We start from the raw sequence: 21683 nt of genomic DNA on the forward strand, positions 1-21683 counted from the left end.
GTGTTTGCTTCCTTTTTACTGGCACTATGTATAAGCACTCTTTATGGGAAAGAGCTTATTGGCAAAGAGAGAATAACGAATACAAAAAAGGCCGTGCCCCCGAGGGTCACGGCCTTCCACCATATCACTGAAGCACCACAGGATGCTGCACGTGCAATTCACTCATGTGTAATTAATGGCGTTCAGAGGCAAGGTTCAGGGTGTACTTGGGCAGTTCCACCACCAGATCCTCGTCCGCCAATTTTGCCTGGCAGCTGAGGCGCGATTCCGGCTCCAGCCCCCACGCCTTGTCCAGCATGTCGTCTTCCAGCTCGTCGCTTGGCTCGAGCGAGTCAAAGCCCTCGCGCACCACACAGTGGCAGGTAGTGCAGGCACAGGATTTCTCGCAGGCGTGCTCGATTTCGATACCGTTGCGCAGCGCCACATCCAGAATGGTCTCGCCGCTTTGTCCCTCAAGGGCGGCGCCATCCGGACAGAGTACGGGATGAGGAAGAATGATCAGTTTTGGCATATTACACCTTGTTGACGTTTTGTCCGGTCAGCACCTTGCGGATGGAGGCGTCCATCCGGCGGGCTGCAAACTCGCCACTGACAGCATCGGCTGCCTCAATGGCTTCTTTGATTTGATGGGTTGCGCCGCTGTTGCGCATGGTCAGCAGATGGGCGATGGCGGCATCAATCTCGGCACGCTCGGCAGCATTGAGCAGGGCATCGCCATCGGCGGCCAGCGCCGCATTGAGACTCTCGACCACCCGGTCGGCTTCAACCTGCTGCTCGGCCAGCATGCGGGCATCCATATCCTGCTGGGCGTTCTCGATGGAGGCACTCAGCATGTTGAGGATATCCTGCTCCGCCAGCCCGTAAGAGGGCTTGACCTGGATCTCGGCCTGCACGCCGGAGGATTTCTCCATGGCGCTGACCGAGAGCAGACCATCCGCATCCACCTGGAAGGTGACGCGAATATGGGCGGCGCCGGCTGCCATCGGCGGAATACCGGTCAGGGTAAAGCGGGCCAGGGAGCGGCAATCGGCCACCAACTCGCGTTCACCCTGTACCACGTGAATGGCCATGGCGGTCTGACCATCCTTGAAGGTAGTGAACTCCTGGGCGCGGGCAACCGGGATGGTAGTATTGCGCGGGATCACCTTCTCGGCGAGGCCACCCATGGTCTCCAGACCCAGCGACAAGGGGATAACGTCCAGCAGCAGCATCTCGGCATCGGGCTTGTTGCCCACCAGAATATCGGCCTGGATGGCGGCGCCAATGGCGACCACCTTGTCAGGATCGATACTGGTCAGCGGCGTACGCTGGAAGAACTCGCCCACAAGTTCACGCACCAGCGGCACCCGGGTGGAGCCACCGACCATCACCACTTCCAGCACTTCCACCTGCTCGAGACCGGCATCGCGCAGGGCGCGGCGACAAGCCAGCAAGGTCCGTTTCACCAGCGGGGTGATGAGTTCATCAAACTGGCTACGGCTCACTGAACCCTGCCAGCCAGCAAAGGTGCACGCCACCTGCTCGGCATCGGTCAGGCCGTGTTTGACGGCAGCGGCCACATCCAGCAGCTCGCGCTGCAGATGGGCATCCAGCTCGCCGGAGAGGCCCGCTTGCTCCTTGATCCAGTCCGCCAGCAGGTGATCAAAATCATCACCGCCGAGGGCGGAATCGCCGCCGGTCGCCATCACTTCAAACACACCGCGGTGCAGACGCAGGATGGAGATATCGAAGGTGCCGCCCCCCAGATCGTAAACCGCGATCACCCCTTCCTGACCGGAGTCAAGGCCATAGGCAATCGCGGCCGCGGTCGGCTCGTTGAGCAGACGCAGTACGTGCAGACCGGCCAGACGGGCCGCATCCTTGGTGCCCTGACGCTGGGCATCATCGAAATAGGCGGGCACGGTAATGACCACGCCATCGAGATCGCCCCCGAGTGTCTGGGCGCCACGCTCGGCCAGCTTTTTGAGAATTTCGGCCGAGACCTGTACCGGATTGACCAGCCCCTGACGGGTTTGTAGTTGCGGCATGCCATTGTCGGCGGCAACAAACTGGTAAGGCTGCTGGCGGGTATCGATATCGGCCAGCGCCTTGCCCATCATCCGTTTGACCGAGACGATGGTGTTGTGAGGATCGAGCGCCGCTTCGCGCTTGGCATCTATTCCGACTCGAATGGCGTCGCTTTGATAGTGCACCACTGACGGGAGCAGGTCGCGCCCTTGCTCATCGCAAAGGGTATCGGCGTGACCGCTGCGAACCGCAGCGACGAGAGAGTTGGTGGTGCCGAGATCGATGCCGACGGCACGTTTGTGCTGATGAGGAACAGCGCTCTGGCCGGGTTCGGCGATTTGCAGTAATGCCATGGGTAATGAAACTTCCAGCGTTAAAGGATCAAGACTCGAGAAGCGAGTCTTCGAATCGTTCCAGCTCTTCGAGGAGCTTGTCGACAAACTTGAGTTTGCGAACGCAATCAGCGGCAACGAGATCTCTGCCAGCGGCAAGAGACTCGGTCAGCTGCTGCATCAACATCTGGTGATCATGCCTGATCTCGCTGCGAAAATCCTTGATGGCGCGCTCAGGGTCGGCGTCATCTTTCAGATCGGCCAGACGCTCGCGCCACTCCAGCTGCTGCATCAGAAACGCGGTATCTTGCAGAGTCTGCTGTTCACCACGGATATCGGTGCCACGCAGAGAGAGCAGATATTCGGCACGGCGCAGCGGCGCCTTTAGGGTGGTGAATGCTTCGTTGATCTGGGCAGCACGTTGCACCGCAGCCAGCTGCTCCCGTTCGGGGGCTGTGGCAAAACGATCAGGATGGAATTGGGTTTGCAGCTGGCGGTAGGTATCAGCCAACTGACGGGTATCGAGCTCGAAGCCTTCAACCAGCCCAAACAGCTCGAAATGATTCATGCAAACCTCTTGGAAACGTTCGCCACAACCTCACTCGCCCCTGGCAAATGAGATGTGGTTGAACGGGTCATGGGCAACCCGCTCAACCACAGACGAAGGATCATTGACGTCAAACAGCTCAGACACTGAAGCTTTCGCCGCAACCACACTCGCCTTTGGCGTTGGGATTGTTGAACTGGAAGCCCTCGTTGAGGCCCTCCTTGACGAAATCCAGCTCGGTGCCATCCAGATGGATCAGGCTCTTGGCATCAACAATAATCTTGACGCCCTGCTGCTCGAACACCTGATCCTCATCGGTCAGTTCATCAACGAACTCAAGCACGTAGGCAAGACCGGAGCAGCCGGTGGTTTTGACGCCGAGGCGCAGGCCAATGCCCTTGCCCCGGTTAGCCAGAAAAGAGGAAACCCGTGCCGCGGCGGCATCTGTCATGGTAATAGCCATACTGCTCTCCGGCGCTTAGAGACCTTTCTTCTGCTTGTAATCGGCGATGGCGGCCTTGATGGCGTCCTCGGCCAGAATGGAGCAGTGGATCTTCACCGGTGGCAGGGCCAACTCTTCGGCGATATCGGTGTTCTTGATGCCAGCCGCTTCGTCCAGAGTCTTGCCCTTGACCCATTCGGTCACCAGGGAGCTGGAGGCGATGGCAGAACCGCAGCCGTAGGTCTTGAACTTGGCATCTTCGATGATGCCTTCATCGCTGATCTTCAATTGCAGCTTCATCACGTCGCCACAGGCGGGCGCACCGACCATGCCGGTTGCAACGCTGGGATCATTCTTGTCGAAACCACCGACGTTGCGAGGATTCTCGTAGTGGTCGATTACTTTTTCACTGTAAGCCATATCTCACTCCTGCTAATTCTGTTGCTCACTGACCAGATAGATCAGTGATGAGCCCATTCGACCGTGTTCAGATCGACGCCGTCTTTGTACATCTCCCACAGTGGGGACATCTCGCGCAGACGACCGATGGAGTCACGAATAAGCTTGACCGCGTAGTCAATCTCTTCCTCGGTGGTGAAGCGCCCCATGCTGAAACGGATGGAGCTGTGTGCCAGCTCGTCGTTCAGACCCAGTGCGCGCAGCACATAGGAGGGTTCCAGGCTGGCGGAGGTACAGGCCGAACCGGAAGAGACCGCCAAATCTTTCAGCGCCATGATGAGGGATTCCCCTTCCACATAGGCAAAGCTGACGTTGAGGTTGCCCGGAACACGTTGCTCCAGATCGCCATTGATGTAGACGGCTTCAATATCCTTGATGCCATTCCACAGACGCTGGCGCAGAGCCAAGATACGCTCGCCTTCACTCACCATCTCTTCTTTGGCGATGCGGAAAGCTTCGCCCATCCCGACGATCTGGTGGGTCGGCAGAGTACCGGAACGCATGCCGCGCTCGTGGCCGCCACCGTGCATCTGGGCTTCCAGACGAACGCGGGGTTTACGGCGAACAAACAGTGCACCGATCCCTTTCGGACCATACACCTTGTGCGCAGAGACGGAGAGCAGATCCACTTTCAGTGCTTCCACATCTACCGGGATCTTGCCCACACTCTGAACGGCATCCACGTGCAGCAGGATCTTGCGGGAACGGCACAACTCACCGATGGCGGCAATGTTCTGAACCACGCCGATTTCGTTGTTCACATGCATGATGCTGACCAGGATGGTGTCATCACGCATGGCATTCTCGATCATCTCGATAGTGAACAGGCCGTTTGGCATCGGCTCAAGATAGGTCACCTCGAACCCTTCACGCTCCAGCTGGCGACAGGTATCGAGCACCGCCTTGTGTTCGGTCTTGGAGGTGATGATGTGCTTGCCCTTGCTGGCATAGAAGTGGGCAACACCCTTGATGGCCAGGTTATTGGATTCGGTCGCACCGGAAGTGAAGACGATCTCGCGGGGATCGGCACCGATCAGCTCTGCCACTTGATTACGGGCCAGATCCACCGCCTCTTCGGCTTGCCAGCCAAAGCGGTGAGAACGGGAAGCCGGATTGCCGAACAGGCCATCCATGGTGAGACACTGCATCATTTTTTCTGCGACACGCGGGTCCACCGGACAGGTTGCCGAATAATCAAGGTAAATAGGCAGTTTCATGTTTTTCTCCGTCACAGTCCGGGTCATACAGAGTCCCGCTGTGGAAAGCACGTTTATAGTTGGACTTTCAAGCTCACATCGCCGTGTTCTGCCCGATCAACCAGGGACAACACGGTCTTCATTTGTTCATCTTGCTTGCCGGCAATCCGGCGCACATCGGCCTGGCGTACCAGCTCAGCCAGGGTGATATCACCGAGGAAACTGGAGATCCGCTCACTCAGGTCGCGCCACAGGGAGTGAGTCAGGCACTGGGTACCGCCGTGGCAACCGCCCTTGCCGAGGCACTTGGTTGCATCGACCGACTCATCGACCGCGGTGATCACCTGACCAACCGAAATCTCGCCTGGGGCCAACCCAAGGCGATAACCACCGCCCGGGCCACGCACGCTGCTCACCAGACCATGTTTGCGCAGGCGGGCAAAGAGCTGCTCGAGATAGGACAACGAGATGCCCTGGCGCTCGGAAATATCGGCAAGGGGGACGGGCCCCTGCTCTGCATGCAGCGCCACGTCGAGCATGGCGGTTACAGCGTAACGTCCTTTTGAAGTCAGTCTCATGTGCCTTACCGTCTTGCGAAGCAATTTAATGGGGCACATGGTCACATACCCGACCAAATCAGTCAAGTATATGGTTGAGTAAATCAGTCGGATTAATCCGGTACGCGCGCTTTCTGCACCGAGGTCAGAATCCCGCGCAGAATGTTGAGCTCAGCTGCTTCCGGCCGAGCCCGATTGAACAGGCGACGCAGCTTGCTCATTACATGACCCGGATGGTCATCGGCAATAAAACCGGTCTTCATCAGGGTTTGTTCCAGGTGCTGATAGAACCCTTCCAGCTGGGCGGTACTCGGATAGACCATCTCATCTTCAGGCTCGGTGGCCTGCCCCTTTAGCCAGCGCATCCGCACTTCGTAACAGAGGGTCTGCACCGCCATGGCCAGATTGAGAGAGCTGTAATCAGGATTGGCCGGAATGGCCACGTGGTAGTGGCACTTTTGCAGCTCGTCATTGGTGAGGCCGGTGCGTTCACGACCAAACACCAAGGCGACCGGGTGCTGCATCCCCTCAACCACCGACTTTTCGCCAGCTTCACGGGGATCGAGCATGGGCCAACTCAGGGTTCGAGAGCGGGCGCTGGTGCCAATGACCAGACCACAATCGGCGATCGCGTCATCCAGTGTCGGGACGATACGGGCATTGGCAAGCACATCGCTGGCACCAGCCGCCAAGGCGAAGGCATTGTCATCCGGCAAGGCTTGCGGATCAACCAATACCAGCTGGGTCAACCCCATGGTCTTCATGGCACGTGCCGCAGACCCCATGTTGCCGATATGAGAGGTGTTTACCAAAACGATACGAATCTGATCCAACATGCCCAGTCATTCTTCAGTCAAAAATGGCGCGCAATTGTAACATAAGAGAACACGATGTTGGCACCGTAAAAGCCGAGCCATTTCAGAACAAAACCACCTGTTTGTATAACAAACCAGCATGAGGGAAGTGAGAGAGGGGGGACTAAACTTGATGGATATCCGATAAACGGCACAGGAGACACAACGCCATGCTTCCTCCCTTTATCTATGAGAGATTGCCCAGCCTCTACCTGCTGGCAGCCATTGCCATTATTACGTTGAGTGATCAGCCCCTGCTCTGGTTTGCAGGCACCTTGCTGTTTATCGCCGGAGCGGTGACCTGGATGATGCGCTCCAGCTACCGACGTACCGATCTGATTATCTTTCCGAACAAACGCTGGCTACAGCCGGAGTGGCTGTATGAAGCGCAGCCCTTCATCTGGCTGGCTGCGGGGCTGGCCATGTCACAGCTGCCCGCCCCTGCGGCACTCATCGCCTTGGTGCCCTGTCTGTGGGCCTGTCGTTGCCTCTGGGCACGGCACCATTATCGTCGCCATGCCCATGGGGTGATTGTCCACTTAAGACGGGATCCCGCCCGGCGCCGTCTGCACCGGAGCCTGCGCTGACTCGGTGCGGGCCCGTTCGATAAACGTCGCCAGATCCATCAGGGGATACTTCATCAGGCTCGGCAAGCCATCGAGATCCAGACTGTCCATCAAGTTTTTCACCTCAAGACCCAGTTCGGTATCCCCTTCTATCTTCAGCTTGCGCTGGAAAAAGAGCGAATCCGGATCCTCTTTGCGACCGGCAATCAGGATCAGGTCGTTGGCGGTACCGCTGAAGCAGACATCGGCCTTGTCACACTCGCGAGCCACCACCAGCTGGCCATTCTGCTCACTGATAAACCAGCACAGCTCCAGATCAGAGACTTCGACTTTCAGCCACTTGTCTGCCAGAAACTCGAAATCGCCATCTTCGATAGCCTCTTTGAAAACCCGGGCCAGCAAACTCTCCATCAGCTGCTTTTGCAGATTGAAGGGAACCAGCTTGAGGGGATGGCGCAAGAAGCGCGGAGCCTGTTCGACCAGGCGGCGTTGCAGTTGTTGAAACACGATAGACTCCCTTTTTTGCGCATTCAAACACAGGGAGAGTGTCAAGATCCTGTTGGAAATCAAACTTGTGCAGGGTTACCTCAAGAAGGGTAAAGCCACACAAAGCTGCCTCAGGTCAAAAAGCGGGAGTGCATGGCTGCATACAATCAGGGCTCGTTTGCCCTTCATATGCACTCTCGGAGCGTACCAATGGAATTACTCTGTCCGGCAGGCAGTTTGCCGGCACTGAAAACCGCCGTGGATAACGGGGCCGATGCCGTTTATATCGGTTTCAAGGATGACACCAATGCCCGCCACTTTGCCGGTCTCAACTTTACCGACAGCAAACTGGAGAAGGCGGTAGATTATGTGCATCAACATGGTCGCAAGCTGCATATTGCCATCAATACCTTTGCCCATCCCGGGGCCGATACTCGATGGAAACAGGCGGTTGATCGCGGGGTGGCCCTCGGCGCCGATGCGTTAATCATCGCCGATCTCGCTGTGCTGGAATATGCCAGCCGCCACTACCCCGAGATGGAACTCCATGTCTCGGTGCAGGCCAGCGCCACCAATGCCGCCGCCATTCGCTTCTATCAGCAGCAATTCAATGTCACACGGGTGGTGCTGCCCCGGGTACTCTCCATGCATCAGGTCAAGCAGCTGGCCCGCGAGACCGATGTTGGCCTTGAGGTATTCGCCTTTGGCAGCCTCTGCATCATGGCCGAGGGGCGCTGCTATCTCTCCTCCTACATGACTGGCGAGAGTCCCAACACCGTCGGCGCCTGCTCACCGGCCAAGTTCGTCCGTTGGGAAGAGACCCCGAATGGTCTCGAGTCGCGACTCAACGAGGTGCTGATCGACCGCTATGGCCCGGGCGAAAATGCCGGTTACCCGACCCTCTGCAAGGGGCGTTTCGACGTGGATGGCCAGACCTACCACGCGCTGGAAGAGCCCACCAGTCTCAATACCCTGGGTCTCCTGCCCGAGCTGTTCAAGACCGGGATCCAGTCGGTCAAGATTGAAGGGCGCCAGCGCAGCCCCGCCTATGTGGAGCAAGTGACCCGGGTGTGGCGTGCGGCCATCGATGCCTATCAGGCCAATCCCGGGGCCTATCAGGTTAAAGCTGAGTGGGATGCCCAGCTAGCCCGCGTCTCCGAAGGTAGCCAGACTACCCTCGGCGCCTACCATCGTCAGTGGCAATAAGGAGTCCACCCATGCAATTTTCTCTCGGGCCTCTGCTCTTCTACTGGCCCAAAGCCGATACCGAAGCCTTTTACCATGCCGCTGCCGACAGTCAGGCCGACATCATCTATCTGGGGGAGACCGTCTGCAGCAAGCGGCGCGAACTCAAAGTCGATGACTGGATTGCGCTGGCCCGTCAGATGGCCTGCTCCGACAAGCAGGTGGTGCTCTCGACCCTCGCCCTTATCTCCGCCCCCTCCGAACTCAAGGAGGTGAAGCGGCTGGTCGACAATGGCGACCTGATGGTCGAAGCCAACGATCTCGGTACGGTGCAACTCGCCTGGGAGGCAGGGCTCCCCTTCGTCTGTGGCCCCGCCATCAACGCCTATAACGCCGATGTGCTGCGCATGCTGCTCAAACAGGGGATGAAACGCTGGGTCATGCCGGTGGAGCTCTCCCGTGACTGGCTGATCCAGCTCAATATGGATCTGGGCTCCCTGCGCGACCAATTTGAGGTGGAGGTGTTTGCCTACGGCCATCTGCCGCTCGCCTACTCGGCGCGCTGCTTCACCGCCCGCTCCCTCGACAAACCGAAAGACAACTGCGAGCTCGCCTGCATCAACTACCCCACCGGACGACTGGCCAACAGCCGCGAGGGACAACGGGTGTTCAATCTCAACGGGATCCAGACCCAGTCCGGTTACTGCTATAACCTGGGTAACGAGCTGGCTGGTATGGAAGGTCTGGTAGATGTGGTCAGGCTTTCGCCGCAAGGGATGAATACGTTGGAGATGCTGGCCCGCTTCAAAGCCAACCGGCAGGGCCAGGCTCCCCTCTCCTTGCAGCAAGGAAGCGACTGCAACGGCTACTGGCGCCAGATCCCCGGCATGAGCCTAGTGGAATAAGCCCGCCATACGCCCAACAAAAAGGCCTCATCGCGAGGCCTTTTTTACCACTATCTGGCAGTGGATCAGGAGGGCTGATCACCCTTGTTACGAGCGCTCTGGGCACCAGGCGGCAAGGGTTTGCGCGCCATCAACTCCAGCTCCAGCAGCGCATAGCGGTGCTCGATAAAGTCATAGACGTTGTTGGATAAGGCCAGCTTGAAGTAGCTGATGGCTTCCTTGCGGTTGCCTTTGCCCAACTCGAACTTGCCCAGATAGAAGTAGGTTTCACACAGGCGCTCGGCAAGCTCCCGGTTATCCTTCACCCCTTTCACCACGTTGCCCATCAGCTGGGAAGCGTTGATCTCGCCGGTATAGAGGCGAACCAGATCCCAGTTCCAGGCGTCGTCATCGTACTTGTTGAGACGCTCGCGCATCCGGCTCATGGCGGCCGACGGGTCGAGTTTCTGCTCAGCCAGATAGAGCCAGATCACCCGATAGGGGTCTTCCGGCTGCGCCTCGTAGAAACGCTTCATATCGGCCGCGGCCAGTTCGGGACGGTTACCGTAATAGAGGGCGATGCCACGGTTGAGATAGGCATAGTCATAGTCCGGCGCCAGTTCGAGGGCGGAATCGAAGGCATCATAGGCCTCGTCGTAATTCTGCTGCTGTACCAGATAGACGCCGATGAAGTTGTAGGCTTCGGCGAAATCCGGCTTCTCCCGCAGGGCACGGTTGAAATCGAGCCGCGCGAGGGAACGCAGACCAACCCGATCAAACACCACGGCACGCTCATAGAACAACTCTGCCCGTTGCTCGGTGGTCAGTTCCATTTCACTGAGCATCTGCCCGAGTCGGGCGAGCGCCAGCTCACTCTGGTAGGAGACCTGCAGGGGGGTCGCCAACACCAGTGAAGCAGGCTGCGGCTTGGGAACCTTGGGGGTGTTAACCTGACTGCTACTGCTGCAACCCCACATGGGAAGCAACAACAGGATACCGAGGAGGTATCCAATCCCTTTCCTGACGTTCAATGAACACTCCGACGCTTACGCTTGACCCCGCATATGGTAAAGGTCAACAGCTGCTTTGTCATGTAGCTGTGCCCCTCTACCTCAAATAAATCAGGATTCGACAGGGTATCCGGCATCGCACCAACCGCGAAACCCGCCGTCGACGCTGATCACCTTGCGATAACCCATCTGTTGCAGGTTGTCCGCCGCCAGAATTGAGCGAAAACCACCACCACAATAGAGGTAGAGCTCGGTCTCGAGATCCGGGAACTGGGTCTCGATATCCCGCTCAATCACGCCACGACCCAGATATCGGGCACCGGGCAGATGGCCTTTGGCCCACTCGCTCTCTTCCCGCACGTCGATCAGGTGAAACGTGCGCCCTTCATCCTGCCAGCGCTTGATCTGGTGAACATCGGTTTCGGTGATGCCGGAGCGGATCCCGTCAACCAGCGCCAAAAAACGGGGATTGTGATGCATGACAAACTCCTGTTGTTTAAATCATGTGCGTCAGCAAACGACACGCAGAGATAAGAAAAGAGCGCCATGAGGCGCTCTTCACTGTTACGGCAGGATTTCCTGTTGGTCCGCACCCTCTTTCTCTACCTGGGTTGGCAGCATGTGCTCGCGCTTGACGCCGAGGAACATGGCAAACGCACTCGCCACATAGATGGAGGAGTAGGTACCGAACGCCACACCGATCACCATGGCCACGGCAAAACCGTGGATCAGCGCACCGCCCTTGAGCAGCAGCGCCAGCACCACGATAAAGGTAAGGCCGGAGGTGATGATGGTACGACTCAGGGTCTCGGTCATGGAGAGATCCAGAATGTACTCGGTATCCCCTTTACGCACCTTGCGGAAGTTCTCCCGCAAGCGGTCGAACACCACGATAGTATCGTTCAGGGAGTAACCCACCAGGGTCATCAGCGCCGCCAGTACGGTCAGGTCGAACTCGTACTGGAAGTAGGCAAAGACACCCAGCGTGATCACCACGTCGTGCACCAGGGAGAGAATGCCCCCCAGCGCCAGACGCCATTCGAAACGCACTGCCACGTAGGCCAGGATACAGAGGATGGAGGCCAGCATGGCCAGCGCACCGTCTGTCGCCAGTTCATCACCCACGGAAGGGCCGACGAACTCGACGCGTTTGAGCACTGCGCCCTCGTCGAGCTGCTTGGCCGCCGCCAGCACTTCGTTACCCTGTTGTTCTACCTTGACCCCCTCTTTCGGGGTCAGGCGGAACAGCACGTCACGGCTGGAGCCAAAGTGTTGCAGGGTTGCCCCTTCAATCTTCTGCTCTTCCAGAGCGTCATGGATCTTGTCCAGGCTCACCGACTGCTGGAACCCCACCTCGATAGTGGTACCACCGGTAAAGTCCAGACCCCAGTTCAGTCCCCGATCAAACAGGAAGAACAGGGCTACCACCATCAGCACGGAAGAGAAAACCACACCCGGCTTGGCATAGCGCATAAACGGGATCGGTTTTTCAAAATGTAGAATCTGAAACATCTCTCTATCCTCAGATGGGCAGCTTGTCGATACGCCGTCCACCCCAAGCCAGGTTGATAATGGCACGGGAAACTGTGATGGCAGTAAACATGGAGGCGGTCAGACCAATGCCCAGCGTCAGGGCAAAGCCCTTGATGGCGCCAGTACCGATACCGAACAGGATCACGCAGGTGATCAGCGAGGTCACGTTGGAGTCGGCGATGGTGGAGAATGCCCGATCAAAGCCCAGATGGATGGCTTGCTGAACACCACGACCGTTGCGGATCTCTTCACGAATACGCTCGTAGATCAGCACGTTGGCATCCACCGCCATACCCAGCGTCAGGACGATACCGGCGATACCCGGCAGGGTCATGGTGGCACCAGGGATCATCGACATGATGCCGACAATCAACACCAGGTTCATACAGAGCGCCAGGTTGGCAACCCAGCCGAACGCGCGGTAGTAGATCCCCATGAACAGCACGATCACCAGCATGGCCCAGCCGATGGCTTCCATACCGCTGTCGATGTTCTGTTGACCCAGGCTCGGGCCAATAGTGCGCTCTTCCACGATCTGGATCGGGGCGATCAGGGCACCGGCACGCAGCAGCAGCGCCAGGTTGTGGGCTTCGTTGGCATTGTCGATACCTGTGATACGGAACTGGCTGCCAAGACGCGACTGGATGGTGGCGACGTTGATCACCTCCTCCTGCTTGCGGAACTTGCGCTTGCCATCCGGACCCGGTTGACCGACCGGCTTGTACTCGATGAAGACGGTCGCCATCCCTTTACCCACGTTGTCCTTGGTAAAGTTGGCCATCTTGTTGCCACCCTGGCCATCCAGCTTGATGTTGACCTGGGGACGGCTGTACTCGTCGAAACCGGACTGGGCACCCACGATGTGGTCACCGGTCAGGATCACCCGCTTTTGCAGCACCACTGGGCGACCGTTGCGATCGTTGTAGACCTTGGAGCTGGGCGGGACACGGCCGTCTGCCGCAGCCTGGATGTCGGCAGTCTCATCGACCATGTGGAATTCCAGGGTCGCGGTTGCACCCAGGATCTCCTTGGCGCGGGCGGTATCCTGAATACCGGGCAGTTCAACGACAATGCGCTCGGCGCCTTGCTGTTGTACCAGCGGCTCGGCCACGCCCAGTTCGTTGACCCGGTTACGGATGATGGTGATGTTTTGCTCGAGGGCGTACTTCTTCACTTCCTTGATCTTGGCTTCGCTCAGACCAGCCAGCAGGATGAACTCATCCCCTTTCTGCTCGGTAGTGAAAGTCAAATCAGGGTTCTGACGACGCAGATGAGAAACGGCGCGTTCCTGATCGGCTTCGTCACGGAAGATCACCTGCACCTGATCACCGACCCGGCGTACGCCGGAGTAACGGATCTTCTGGGTGCGCAGCTCGGAGCGGAAATCCTGCACCATCTGCTCTTGCTGCTTGGTCAGTGCTTCGGCCATGTCCACTTCCATCAGGAAGTGCACACCACCGCGCAGATCAAGACCCAGCTTCAGAGGCGCCGCACCGATGGCTTCGAGCCAGGCGGGAGTGGAAGGTGCCAGGTTGAGTGCGGTAATGAAGTTGTCGCCCAGCTTGTTGGCAACGATATCGCGCGCCTTCAGCTGGTCTTCGGTGTTCTTGAAACGGATCAGGATAAAACCGTGCTCGAATGCAGCATGTTTGACCGGGATCTTGGCCGCTTCAAGGGTCTCTTTCACCAGATCAAGAGTATCTAGCTTGACTTCGGCACCACGGCTGGCAGAAACCTGCAAAGCCGGATCTTCGCCGTAAAGATTGGGGGCTGCATATAGAAAACCGATGGCGATCACCAGGATCACCATCAGGTATTTCCACAGCGGATAGCGATTCAACACGCTGTGCTCCTTGGGAGATTAAAGGGACTGGATAGAACCCTTGGGCAGAACGGCAGAGACGAAGTCCTTTTTGATGGTGACTTGAGTCTGGTCGTTCAGGGCGATCACCAGGTAATCGCTGTCTGCAGCCACTTTGGCAATTTTGCCAACCAGGCCACCGGAAGTGAGCACTTCATCACCCTTGGACAAGGAGCTCATCAGATTGCGGTGATCCTTGGCACGCTTGGCCTGGGGACGATAGATCATGAAGTAGAAGATCAGGCCGAATACGGCCAGCATGATGATCATTTCCATACCACCACCCTGTGCACCCGGTGCTGCGCCTTCTGCATACGCCTTGGAGATAATGCTCATTTAACAACCTCTTATTGATGTAGATTTAAAAAAACAAAATTATATGTTGTTGTTATTTAACGTCATTTTCAGCTAACGGAGGCACAGGCTTCCCTTGCCGACGGTAAAACTCTGTTACAAAGTCGTCTAATTTACCCTGCTCGATCGCGTCCCGCAAACCCTGCATCACGCGTTGGTAATAACGCAGGTTATGAATCGTATTCAGACGGGCACCGAGGATCTCGTTGCACTTGTCCAGATGGTGCAGGTAGCTACGGCTGTAGTTCTTGCAGGTGTAGCAATCGCATTCGGCATCCAGGGTGCTGGTGTCGTTGCGGTGCTGGGCATTGCGGATCTTCACCACGCCATCGGTGGTGAACAGGTGGCCGTTGCGGGCGTTGCGGGTCGGCATGACGCAGTCGAACATGTCGATACCACGGCGCACCCCTTCCACCAGATCTTCCGGCTTGCCGACACCCATCAGGTAGCGCGGCTTGTCAGCCGGAATTTTCGGGCAGACGTGCTCGAGGATGCGGTGCATATCCTCTTTGGGTTCGCCCACGGCCAGACCACCGACCGCATAACCGTCGAAACCGATCTCCAGCAGCCCCTTGAGGGAGACATCCCGCAGATCTTCGTAGACCGAGCCCTGAATGATGCCGAACAGGGCGTTCTTGTTGCCCAGCGCATCAAACTTGTCGCGGGAGCGCTTGCCCCAGCGCAGGGACATCTCCATGGACTTGCGCGCTTCTTCATAAGTGGCCGGGTACGGGGTGCACTCGTCGAAGATCATCACGATGTCGGAGCCCAGATCGTACTGGATCTCCATGGACTTCTCGGGGTCGAGGAAGATCTTCTCGCCATTGATGGGGTGACGGAAGTGGACGCCCGCTTCGGTGATCTTGCGAATATGGCCCAGGCTGAACACCTGGAAACCACCGGAGTCGGTCAGGATCGGGCCCTGCCAGTTCATGAAATCGTGCAGATCGCCGTGGGCACGCATCACTTCCTGACCCGGGCGCAGCCAGAGGTGGAAGGTGTTACCCAGCAGGATCTGGGCACCGGTTTCACGCACTTCTTCAGGGGTCATCCCCTTGACGGTACCGTACGTCCCGACCGGCATAAAGGCCGGCGTTTGTACCACACCACGTTCGAAGACCAGTTGACCGCGACGGGCACGGCCGTCGGTGGTTTTCAGTTCAAATTTCATTGCTACCTCGGCTGCGTCAGATAAACAGTCTGACAATAGGAGGGCCGCTCACGGCCCGGTAAATAAGCTGAAGCTTATGCTTCAACCTGGCGACGGGTGACGAACATGGCGTCCCCGTAGCTGAAGAAACGGTACTGCCCGGCCACGGCTGCCTGATAGGCCGCCATCACGTTGTCATAACCGGCAAAGGCGCTGACCAGCATGATCAGAGTCGACTCCGGCAGATGGAAGTTGGTGACCATGGCATCGACAATCTGGAACTGATAGCCAGGGAAGATGAAGATATCGGTGTCACTAAAGAAGGGCGCCAGCGGTTTGCCCTGCGCCAGGGTGACCTTGGCCGCGCTCTCCAGCGAACGCACCGATGTGGTCCCCACCGCGATCACCCGACCACCACGGGCACGGGTGGCCGCGATGGCATCCACCACTTCTTGCGGCACTTCCGCATACTCGGAGTGCATGTGGTGATCTTCAATCTTCTCTACCCGCACCGGCTGGAAGGTCCCCGCCCCTACATGCAGGGTGACAAAGGCCGTTTCAACCCCTTTAGCCCGAATTTTCTCAAGCAGCGGCTCATCAAAGTGCAGACCGGCGGTCGGCGCGGCAACGGCGCCCGGCTTTTGATTGTAAACGGTCTGGTAGCGCTCCTTGTCGGCATCCTCGTCGGGACGGTCGATATAGGGGGGCAGCGGCATGTGGCCGATGGCCTCCAAAATCTCCAGCACCGGACGCGGGTCGAGGAAGTGGATCTCGAACAGGGCGTCGTGGCGGGCACGCATCTCTGCCTCCACACCACCATCCATGATCATCCGGGTGCCGGGCTTGGGCGCCTTGGAGGCACGGACATGGGCCAGCACGCTGTGCTCGTCCAGAATGCGCTCGACCAGTACCTCCAGCTTGCCGCCGCTGGCCTTCTGGCCAAACATGCGAGCCGGAATGACACGGGTGTTATTGAACACCAGCAGGTCACCCGGATTGAGCTGATCCAGCACATCCACAAATTGACCGTGGCGCAGGGCGCCAGTCTGACCATCGAGCTGCAACAGGCGGCTGGCGGTACGCTCTGCCATCGGATAGCGGGCAATCAGCTCGTCTGGCAGATCAAAATGAAAATCGGATACTTGCATCTTTCACCTCGGGGGGAATCGGCGGCTAGTCTAGTTATCCCCATCTTCCAAGGCAACCCAAAAGACCAAAAACCCAAGAGAGACAAGGGGTAGCGAGCAATATTGAGACACACCTCCGGTTAATGATTCTTTAATGTTCTGTATTGACCCTGATCATGTTTTGCCAGTTGGGGCTGGGCTAGGGTTAAAGCAGATACACAAGGAGGCCCACCATGATGACCCTATCCGAAATCATGACCGAACATCCCTTCACTCTGGGTCCGTCAAACAGTGTCAAACAGGCGATGGACCTGATGCAGCAGGAGCGGATCCGCCACATTCCCATCGTCGACGAGCAGCATCACCTGCTGGGGTTGGTAACCCTCACCGATATCCTGGCCACCCGGGAATCCAAGCTGCTGCTCATCAGCCCGGAGCGGGAAGCCGAATTTACCGACAGCGTACAACTCGACGAGATCATGACACGGCAAGTGGCGAGCGTAGATCCTCACGCCGGCATCAAGGAGGCGGCACTTTATCTGCAGCGGCACAGATATGGCTGCCTGCCGGTACTCAAAGGACGCAAGCTGATCGGCATTGTCACCGAGTCGGACTTCATTGCCGTGGCCATCAACCTGCTGGAATTGATGGAAGAGCAGGAACCACCTACCGACTTTTGATAGATTGCCATGTAATTAAATTACAGCAAAAGCGTTTTCAGCCGTCAAAATAAGCTGAAATGATGAAACACTTTCATTTTGATTGAAAAATTACACCAAATGCTTGCCTTGTGATCTGCGTCACACTATCATCCCTCTCATGCAATAGTTGCCGAGGGGGAGACGAGGGATTGTGCACCCATTATCTTCCTCTCATATGTCTGCAAGTTTGCACACCCCGTAGTTAGTCTTTGCTGTAAAGCATTTGTTTATATAGCCATTCCTTGTTTGATGACCCGGCCCTGTCGTTGCGATAGCGCCGGGATTTTTTTATCTGCGCCTTTCTGCCTCCCCTTGCCAGCACATCCCCATCGCTGCAAGCAGCTGCCTCAACCTCCTGCGCCACCTGTTTGCACCACCGTTTATCTCATCGCGTCATCGTGACTCTGCACCCCCCTTCTTATGCCTTGAAAAGGCGATGTAGCGCACAGATATTGAACCACGACAAGGAGTTATCTCAGTAGGCCAGAGATATTCATGTTAGGTACAGCCATAGTGAGTTATCTAATAAGTAGATTTAAGCGATTCAAAATTGCGGCTTTTATCGATTAGCTGAAGCCCCTATGATGAATCCATCGAAAGTTAAGCGCCTCGTCTGGCAAGACTCTTCAACACCAGACCGGCATATGTACATCACCAAGGAGCAATTACATGTCTACCTACATCAACACTGAAATCAAGCCGTTCAATGCTACCGCCTACCACAATGGCAAATTCGTTCAGGTGTCTGACGCTGACCTGAAAGGCAAGTGGTCCGTGGTCTTCTTCTACCCGGCTGACTTCACCTTCGTTTGCCCGACCGAGCTGGGCGACCTGGCTGACAACTACGCTGAATTCCAGAAGCTGGGCGTCGAGATCTACTCTGTCTCTACCGATACCCACTTCACTCACAAAGCATGGCACGACACTTCTGACACCATTCAGAAGATCCAGTACCCGATGATTGGTGACCCGACTGGTACCATCACCCGCAACTTCGGCGTGATGATCGAAGAAGCTGGTCTGGCTGACCGCGGTACCTTCGTAATTGACCCGCAGGGCATCATCCAGATCGTCGAGATCAATGCTGGCGGCATCGGCCGTGACGCACTGGAACTGCTGCGCAAAGTCAAAGCGGCCCAGTATGTTGCTTCCCACCCGGGTGAAGTGTGCCCGGCTAAATGGAAAGAAGGCGAAGCCACTCTGGCCCCGTCCCTGGACCTGGTAGGCAAGATCTAAGCCTCCCGCTTCCAAGACCGGCCCGCATAAGGGCCGGTCTGCTTTCCGGCATTGCCAAATAGGCCTGAAAGCAGACCGACTCACATTTAATGCCAACTCGCCATTACAAGAAGGAATTCGACCATGTTGGATACCAACCTCAAACAACAGCTGAACACCTATCTGCAGTACATCGTCAATCCCATCGAGATCAGCGTGTCCGGCAACGACAGCGACAAATCTGCAGAGCTGCTGGCACTGGCCAGCGAGATCGCCGAGATGTCCTCCAAGATCACCCAGACCTCTGGCACTGCCGCTCGCAAGCCTTCCATGAGTGTCGCGCCGCAGGGCCAAGCCCCGCGCGTTCACTTTGCCGGTATCCCCATGGGTCATGAATTTACCTCTCTGGTGCTCGCCCTGCTGCAAAGCGGCGGCCACCCCTCCAAGGCCGATGCGGCCGTGCAGGAGCAGATCCGCAATCTCAAGGGTGAGTATCACTTCGAGACCTATATCTCCCTCTCCTGCCACAACTGCCCGGACGTAGTACAGGCCCTCAACCTGATGGCGACCCTGAACCCCGGCATCACTCACACCATGATCGACGGCGCCCTGTTCCAGGAAGAAGTTGCCGAGCGTCAAATCATGGCGGTACCGAATGTTTACCTGAACGGCCAACCGTTCAGCCAAGGGCGGATCTCGCTGGAAGAAATCGTCGCCAAACTCGACACCGGTGCCGCCGAGCGCAAGGCTGCCGAGCTGAATGAGAAAGATCCCTACGACGTACTGGTGGTGGGCGGTGGCCCGGCTGGCGCCGCAGCGGCCATCTATGCCGCCCGTAAAGGCATTCGCACCGCCATCGTTGCCGAGCGTTTCGGTGGTCAGGTGATGGACACCGTCGGTATCGAGAACTTTATCTCCGTGCCCTACACCGAAGGCCCCAAGCTGGCCGCCAGCCTGGAGCAGCACGTCAAAGAGTACGGCGTTGAAGTGATCACCGAGCAGCGCGCCGCCGCCATCAGCAAAGATGGATATGTGAACGTGGATCTCGCCTCTGGCGCCACCTTGAAGAGCCGCGCCGTGATCCTGGCTACCGGTGCCCGCTGGCGTGATCTGAACGTACCAGGCGAGCTCGAGTACCGCACCAAGGGTGTGGCCTACTGCCCGCACTGCGATGGTCCCTTCTTCAAGGGCAAGCGAGTAGCTGTAATCGGTGGCGGTAACTCCGGCATCGAGGCAGCGATCGACTTGGCTGGCATCGTCGAGCATGTGACTGTGGTGGAGTTCGCCGACACCCTGCGAGCCGATGAAGTGCTGCAGAAGAAGGCTCGCTCCATGGGCAATATCGACATCATCATGAGCGCCCGCACCACCGAAGTGATCGGTGATGGCAGCAAGGTGGTGGGCATGGATTACGAGGATCGCACCACCGGTGAGATCAAGCATCTGGCGGTGGCGGGTATCTTCGTCCAGATCGGCCTGGTGCCGAACACCGAGTTCCTGAAAGGGAGCGAGATTGCCCTGACCCGCTTTGGCGAGATCGAGATCGATACCAAAGGGGCGACCTCCCTGCCCGGCGTCTACGCCGCAGGGGATGCCACCACGGTACCGTTCAAGCAGATCATTATCTCCATGGGTGCTGGCGCCACCGCCGCACTGGGTGCGTTTGATTACCTCATCCGCAACCCGGCGCCGGAAGCGACCAAAGCTGATGCTGTGACCGCCTGATAAAACCAGCGCAACAAAAAGCCGACGCTCGATTAAGTAAACACGAGCGTCGGCTTTTTTATATCTGCATCGATGCGCAATAAAAACCCCGCAGCAAATGGCGGGGTTGTTCATGACTGGACTTCAACGACGGGCATCACTCCAGCAAGAAAACAGCCTCGATATTATCGCTTACCGTGATCTGCTGTTGTTGATAGCTGTTGTCCGCCATATCCGCCGCAGGAGCAGCCATCGCCATGGCCTGCACCACCTTCAGGTTGCGGCTGTAGGCGGTAATGGGCGAAGCATTGCGGTACTCCATACTGTAGACCTTGCCAAGCTTCATCCCGAACGCCTTGGCCAGAGATTCAGCCTTGGTTTTGGCATCCTCAACGGCATTCAGACGGGCCTGCGCCTTGATGACCTGCGGCGATTTCAACCCGTACTCAATCTGGGATACGGACTCCAGCCCGGCTTTGAGTGCGGTATCCATCAGGGGGCTCAACTTGTCGAGCTGATAGAGCTTCACCGCCAATTGTCGCTGAGCACGATACCCCAACAATACCGGCTTCTTGTTCTCGCCATACTGATATTCCGGAGAGACCATCAGGTTGCCAGCCTCAACATCGCTGCGCTTGATCCCCAACCCTTCCAGTTGGCTGAAAAAGGCTGCGACCTTGGTATCGACCTGCTGCTTGGCCTTGAGGCCCTGCTTATCCAGTGCACTCACCGCCACATTGAGGGTGAGCATATCGGGTTCGGTCTTCTGCTCGGCATAACCACTCACCACCAGATGGGGCGCTTGCGGCACTTCAATCGCCAGCAGCGGAGCACTGACAACCAGAGCGGAAAGAGTAAGAAGGGGACGCCACATAGAAAAAAACCTCAATCGGAAAGATTGAGGCCATTATGCCCGTGCAGCTACGGGATTCATATATCGTGCAAGGGGGGGAGCTGATCCAGTATCTGATTAGTCAGATCGAGGCTAATGGTGACCATGCTGCCGGGATCCTGGCTCTGGTTTGCCATATCCAACGCAGGAGCCGCGCCATAGACCAACACCTCATCATCGAAATGGAACGAGTCCCACGACAGAACGTGTCCTTGCACCGCCTGTCCGATATTGGGGCCACCACTATCCTCCTCCATCGCAGACCAAGGGATGGTATCAGATGGCCCTAGCAAATCTTGCAACAACGGAGAGTGAAAACTGGCCAGCGGATACTCCTGCTGCCCCTGATGATGGCCAACCAGAATCATGTTATAGGCAGACTCGGTATCCATGACCGGCACATAAGTGATAGAGGCCGTAGCGAAATCAACATAGAGCGAGCCAGCTACATCACCGGCCTCATTCTCAATCTCCATCCCATCCAGCCGATCCCCCGCGATCGAGGCCTGATAGCCAAACTGGCCTGCGCAGGTAATGTTCCCCTGCCCATCCCAGCTATAACGGATGCCATCAATGTCGACCCAGTTGAATGACTGCATGATTACCCCTCTCCTCTACTGC

At 57.3% G+C, this 21683-nt stretch carries 24 protein-coding genes; 6 read left to right on the forward strand and 18 right to left on the reverse strand.

Features of this window, described 5'->3' with window-relative positions:
* Nucleotides 1–172: 172 nt before the first annotated feature.
* The 8 genes from fdx to trmJ all read right to left on the reverse strand — a co-directional run bounded on the left by fdx (nt 173) and on the right by trmJ (nt 6376).
* Entirely contained in the window at nt 173–511 is a 339-nt protein-coding gene (gene fdx / locus AB5Y85_RS01855) for an ISC system 2Fe-2S type ferredoxin (RefSeq protein WP_005333808.1), read from the reverse strand.
* Nucleotide 512: 1 nt separating this feature from the next.
* Nucleotides 513–2360, reverse strand: a complete 1848-nt coding sequence (hscA, locus tag AB5Y85_RS01860; protein ID WP_005351033.1) for a Fe-S protein assembly chaperone HscA — start codon at nt 2358–2360, stop codon at nt 513–515.
* Nucleotides 2361–2388: 28 nt separating this feature from the next.
* Complete coding sequence (hscB, locus tag AB5Y85_RS01865; protein ID WP_005351031.1) at nt 2389–2907, reverse strand: co-chaperone HscB; 519 nt, start codon at nt 2905–2907, stop codon at nt 2389–2391.
* A gap of 118 nt (nt 2908–3025) precedes the next feature.
* Nucleotides 3026–3349, reverse strand: a complete 324-nt coding sequence (gene iscA / locus AB5Y85_RS01870) for an iron-sulfur cluster assembly protein IscA (protein ID WP_005333812.1) — start codon at nt 3347–3349, stop codon at nt 3026–3028.
* 15 nt (nt 3350–3364) lie between these two features.
* Nucleotides 3365–3748, reverse strand: coding sequence for a Fe-S cluster assembly scaffold IscU (gene iscU / locus AB5Y85_RS01875; protein ID WP_005333813.1), 384 nt, complete (start codon nt 3746–3748; stop codon nt 3365–3367).
* A gap of 41 nt (nt 3749–3789) precedes the next feature.
* Nucleotides 3790–5004: an IscS subfamily cysteine desulfurase gene (locus tag AB5Y85_RS01880; protein WP_204479008.1), complete on the reverse strand. Its 1215-nt coding sequence runs from the start codon at nt 5002–5004 to the stop codon at nt 3790–3792.
* Between the two features lie 53 nt (nt 5005–5057).
* Nucleotides 5058–5561 (reverse strand): Fe-S cluster assembly transcriptional regulator IscR, encoded by a 504-nt coding sequence (gene iscR, locus AB5Y85_RS01885; RefSeq protein WP_026035025.1) that lies wholly within the window; start codon nt 5559–5561, stop codon nt 5058–5060.
* Between the two features lie 92 nt (nt 5562–5653).
* A complete protein-coding gene (gene trmJ / locus AB5Y85_RS01890; RefSeq protein ID WP_257687571.1) occupies nt 5654–6376 on the reverse strand; it encodes a tRNA (cytosine(32)/uridine(32)-2'-O)-methyltransferase TrmJ in 723 nt (240 codons plus the stop codon).
* A gap of 188 nt (nt 6377–6564) precedes the next feature.
* Here trmJ and AB5Y85_RS01895 point away from each other — a divergent pair, with 188 nt between their 5' ends.
* On the forward strand, nt 6565–6981 hold the full coding sequence (locus tag AB5Y85_RS01895) for a hypothetical protein (RefSeq protein ID WP_088869226.1): 417 nt from the start codon (nt 6565–6567) through the stop codon (nt 6979–6981).
* Here the strand turns inward: AB5Y85_RS01895 and AB5Y85_RS01900 are convergent.
* A complete protein-coding gene (locus AB5Y85_RS01900) occupies nt 6934–7467 on the reverse strand; it encodes an SCP2 domain-containing protein (protein WP_005344837.1) in 534 nt (177 codons plus the stop codon). The two genes, AB5Y85_RS01895 and AB5Y85_RS01900, sit on opposite strands and share 48 nt — an antisense overlap.
* Nucleotides 7468–7656: 189 nt before the next feature.
* Here AB5Y85_RS01900 and AB5Y85_RS01905 point away from each other — a divergent pair, with 189 nt between their 5' ends.
* Nucleotides 7657–8652, forward strand: a complete 996-nt coding sequence (locus tag AB5Y85_RS01905) for a peptidase U32 family protein (RefSeq protein WP_257687572.1) — start codon at nt 7657–7659, stop codon at nt 8650–8652.
* An 11-nt stretch (nt 8653–8663) separates the two neighbouring features.
* Nucleotides 8664–9536 carry a U32 family peptidase gene (locus tag AB5Y85_RS01910; RefSeq protein ID WP_257687573.1) on the forward strand — a complete coding sequence of 291 codons (873 nt, stop codon included), beginning with the start codon at nt 8664–8666 and terminating at the stop codon, nt 9534–9536.
* A gap of 65 nt (nt 9537–9601) precedes the next feature.
* Here AB5Y85_RS01910 and nlpI read toward each other — a convergent pair whose 3' ends face one another.
* From nlpI to queA, 7 genes are all read right to left on the reverse strand, one after another.
* Nucleotides 9602–10546, reverse strand: a complete 945-nt coding sequence (nlpI, locus tag AB5Y85_RS01915; RefSeq protein WP_005351017.1) for a lipoprotein NlpI — start codon at nt 10544–10546, stop codon at nt 9602–9604.
* Nucleotides 10547–10636: 90 nt separating this feature from the next.
* Complete coding sequence (locus AB5Y85_RS01920) at nt 10637–11005, reverse strand: rhodanese-like domain-containing protein (RefSeq protein ID WP_257687574.1); 369 nt, start codon at nt 11003–11005, stop codon at nt 10637–10639.
* Between the two features lie 84 nt (nt 11006–11089).
* Nucleotides 11090–12037, reverse strand: coding sequence for a protein translocase subunit SecF (gene secF / locus AB5Y85_RS01925; protein ID WP_005337322.1), 948 nt, complete (start codon nt 12035–12037; stop codon nt 11090–11092).
* A gap of 10 nt (nt 12038–12047) precedes the next feature.
* Entirely contained in the window at nt 12048–13901 is a 1854-nt protein-coding gene (gene secD / locus AB5Y85_RS01930; protein ID WP_005337324.1) for a protein translocase subunit SecD, read from the reverse strand.
* 18 nt (nt 13902–13919) lie between these two features.
* Nucleotides 13920–14255, reverse strand: a complete 336-nt coding sequence (gene yajC / locus AB5Y85_RS01935) for a preprotein translocase subunit YajC (protein WP_005337327.1) — start codon at nt 14253–14255, stop codon at nt 13920–13922.
* A gap of 52 nt (nt 14256–14307) precedes the next feature.
* Entirely contained in the window at nt 14308–15444 is a 1137-nt protein-coding gene (gene tgt, locus AB5Y85_RS01940; protein WP_005337329.1) for a tRNA guanosine(34) transglycosylase Tgt, read from the reverse strand.
* A 74-nt stretch (nt 15445–15518) separates the two neighbouring features.
* The gene (queA, locus tag AB5Y85_RS01945; RefSeq protein ID WP_005344678.1) at nt 15519–16571 is read right to left on the reverse strand and encodes a tRNA preQ1(34) S-adenosylmethionine ribosyltransferase-isomerase QueA; all 1053 of its coding nucleotides are present in this window, start codon (nt 16569–16571) and stop codon (nt 15519–15521) included.
* Between the two features lie 212 nt (nt 16572–16783).
* Here queA and AB5Y85_RS01950 point away from each other — a divergent pair, with 212 nt between their 5' ends.
* The 3 genes from AB5Y85_RS01950 (at nt 16784) to ahpF (ending at nt 20191) form a co-directional block, all read left to right on the forward strand.
* Nucleotides 16784–17230 (forward strand): CBS domain-containing protein, encoded by a 447-nt coding sequence (locus AB5Y85_RS01950; RefSeq protein WP_013723842.1) that lies wholly within the window; start codon nt 16784–16786, stop codon nt 17228–17230.
* 690 nt (nt 17231–17920) lie between these two features.
* Complete coding sequence (gene ahpC / locus AB5Y85_RS01955; RefSeq protein ID WP_005337335.1) at nt 17921–18487, forward strand: alkyl hydroperoxide reductase subunit C; 567 nt, start codon at nt 17921–17923, stop codon at nt 18485–18487.
* Nucleotides 18488–18610: 123 nt separating this feature from the next.
* Nucleotides 18611–20191 (forward strand): alkyl hydroperoxide reductase subunit F, encoded by a 1581-nt coding sequence (gene ahpF, locus AB5Y85_RS01960; protein WP_201906385.1) that lies wholly within the window; start codon nt 18611–18613, stop codon nt 20189–20191.
* Between the two features lie 136 nt (nt 20192–20327).
* On the opposite strand, the gene AB5Y85_RS01965 is transcribed toward ahpF, so the two are convergent.
* Both AB5Y85_RS01965 and AB5Y85_RS01970 read right to left on the reverse strand, forming a co-directional pair.
* Nucleotides 20328–21044, reverse strand: a complete 717-nt coding sequence (locus AB5Y85_RS01965; protein WP_368221088.1) for an SIMPL domain-containing protein — start codon at nt 21042–21044, stop codon at nt 20328–20330.
* A gap of 56 nt (nt 21045–21100) precedes the next feature.
* A complete protein-coding gene (locus AB5Y85_RS01970; RefSeq protein ID WP_236294404.1) occupies nt 21101–21661 on the reverse strand; it encodes a hypothetical protein in 561 nt (186 codons plus the stop codon).
* Nucleotides 21662–21683 lie beyond the last annotated feature (22 nt).

Origin of the sequence: Aeromonas sp. R3-1 (assembly GCF_040908345.1) — a bacterium.
Lineage (GTDB): Bacteria > Pseudomonadota > Gammaproteobacteria > Enterobacterales > Aeromonadaceae > Aeromonas > Aeromonas veronii.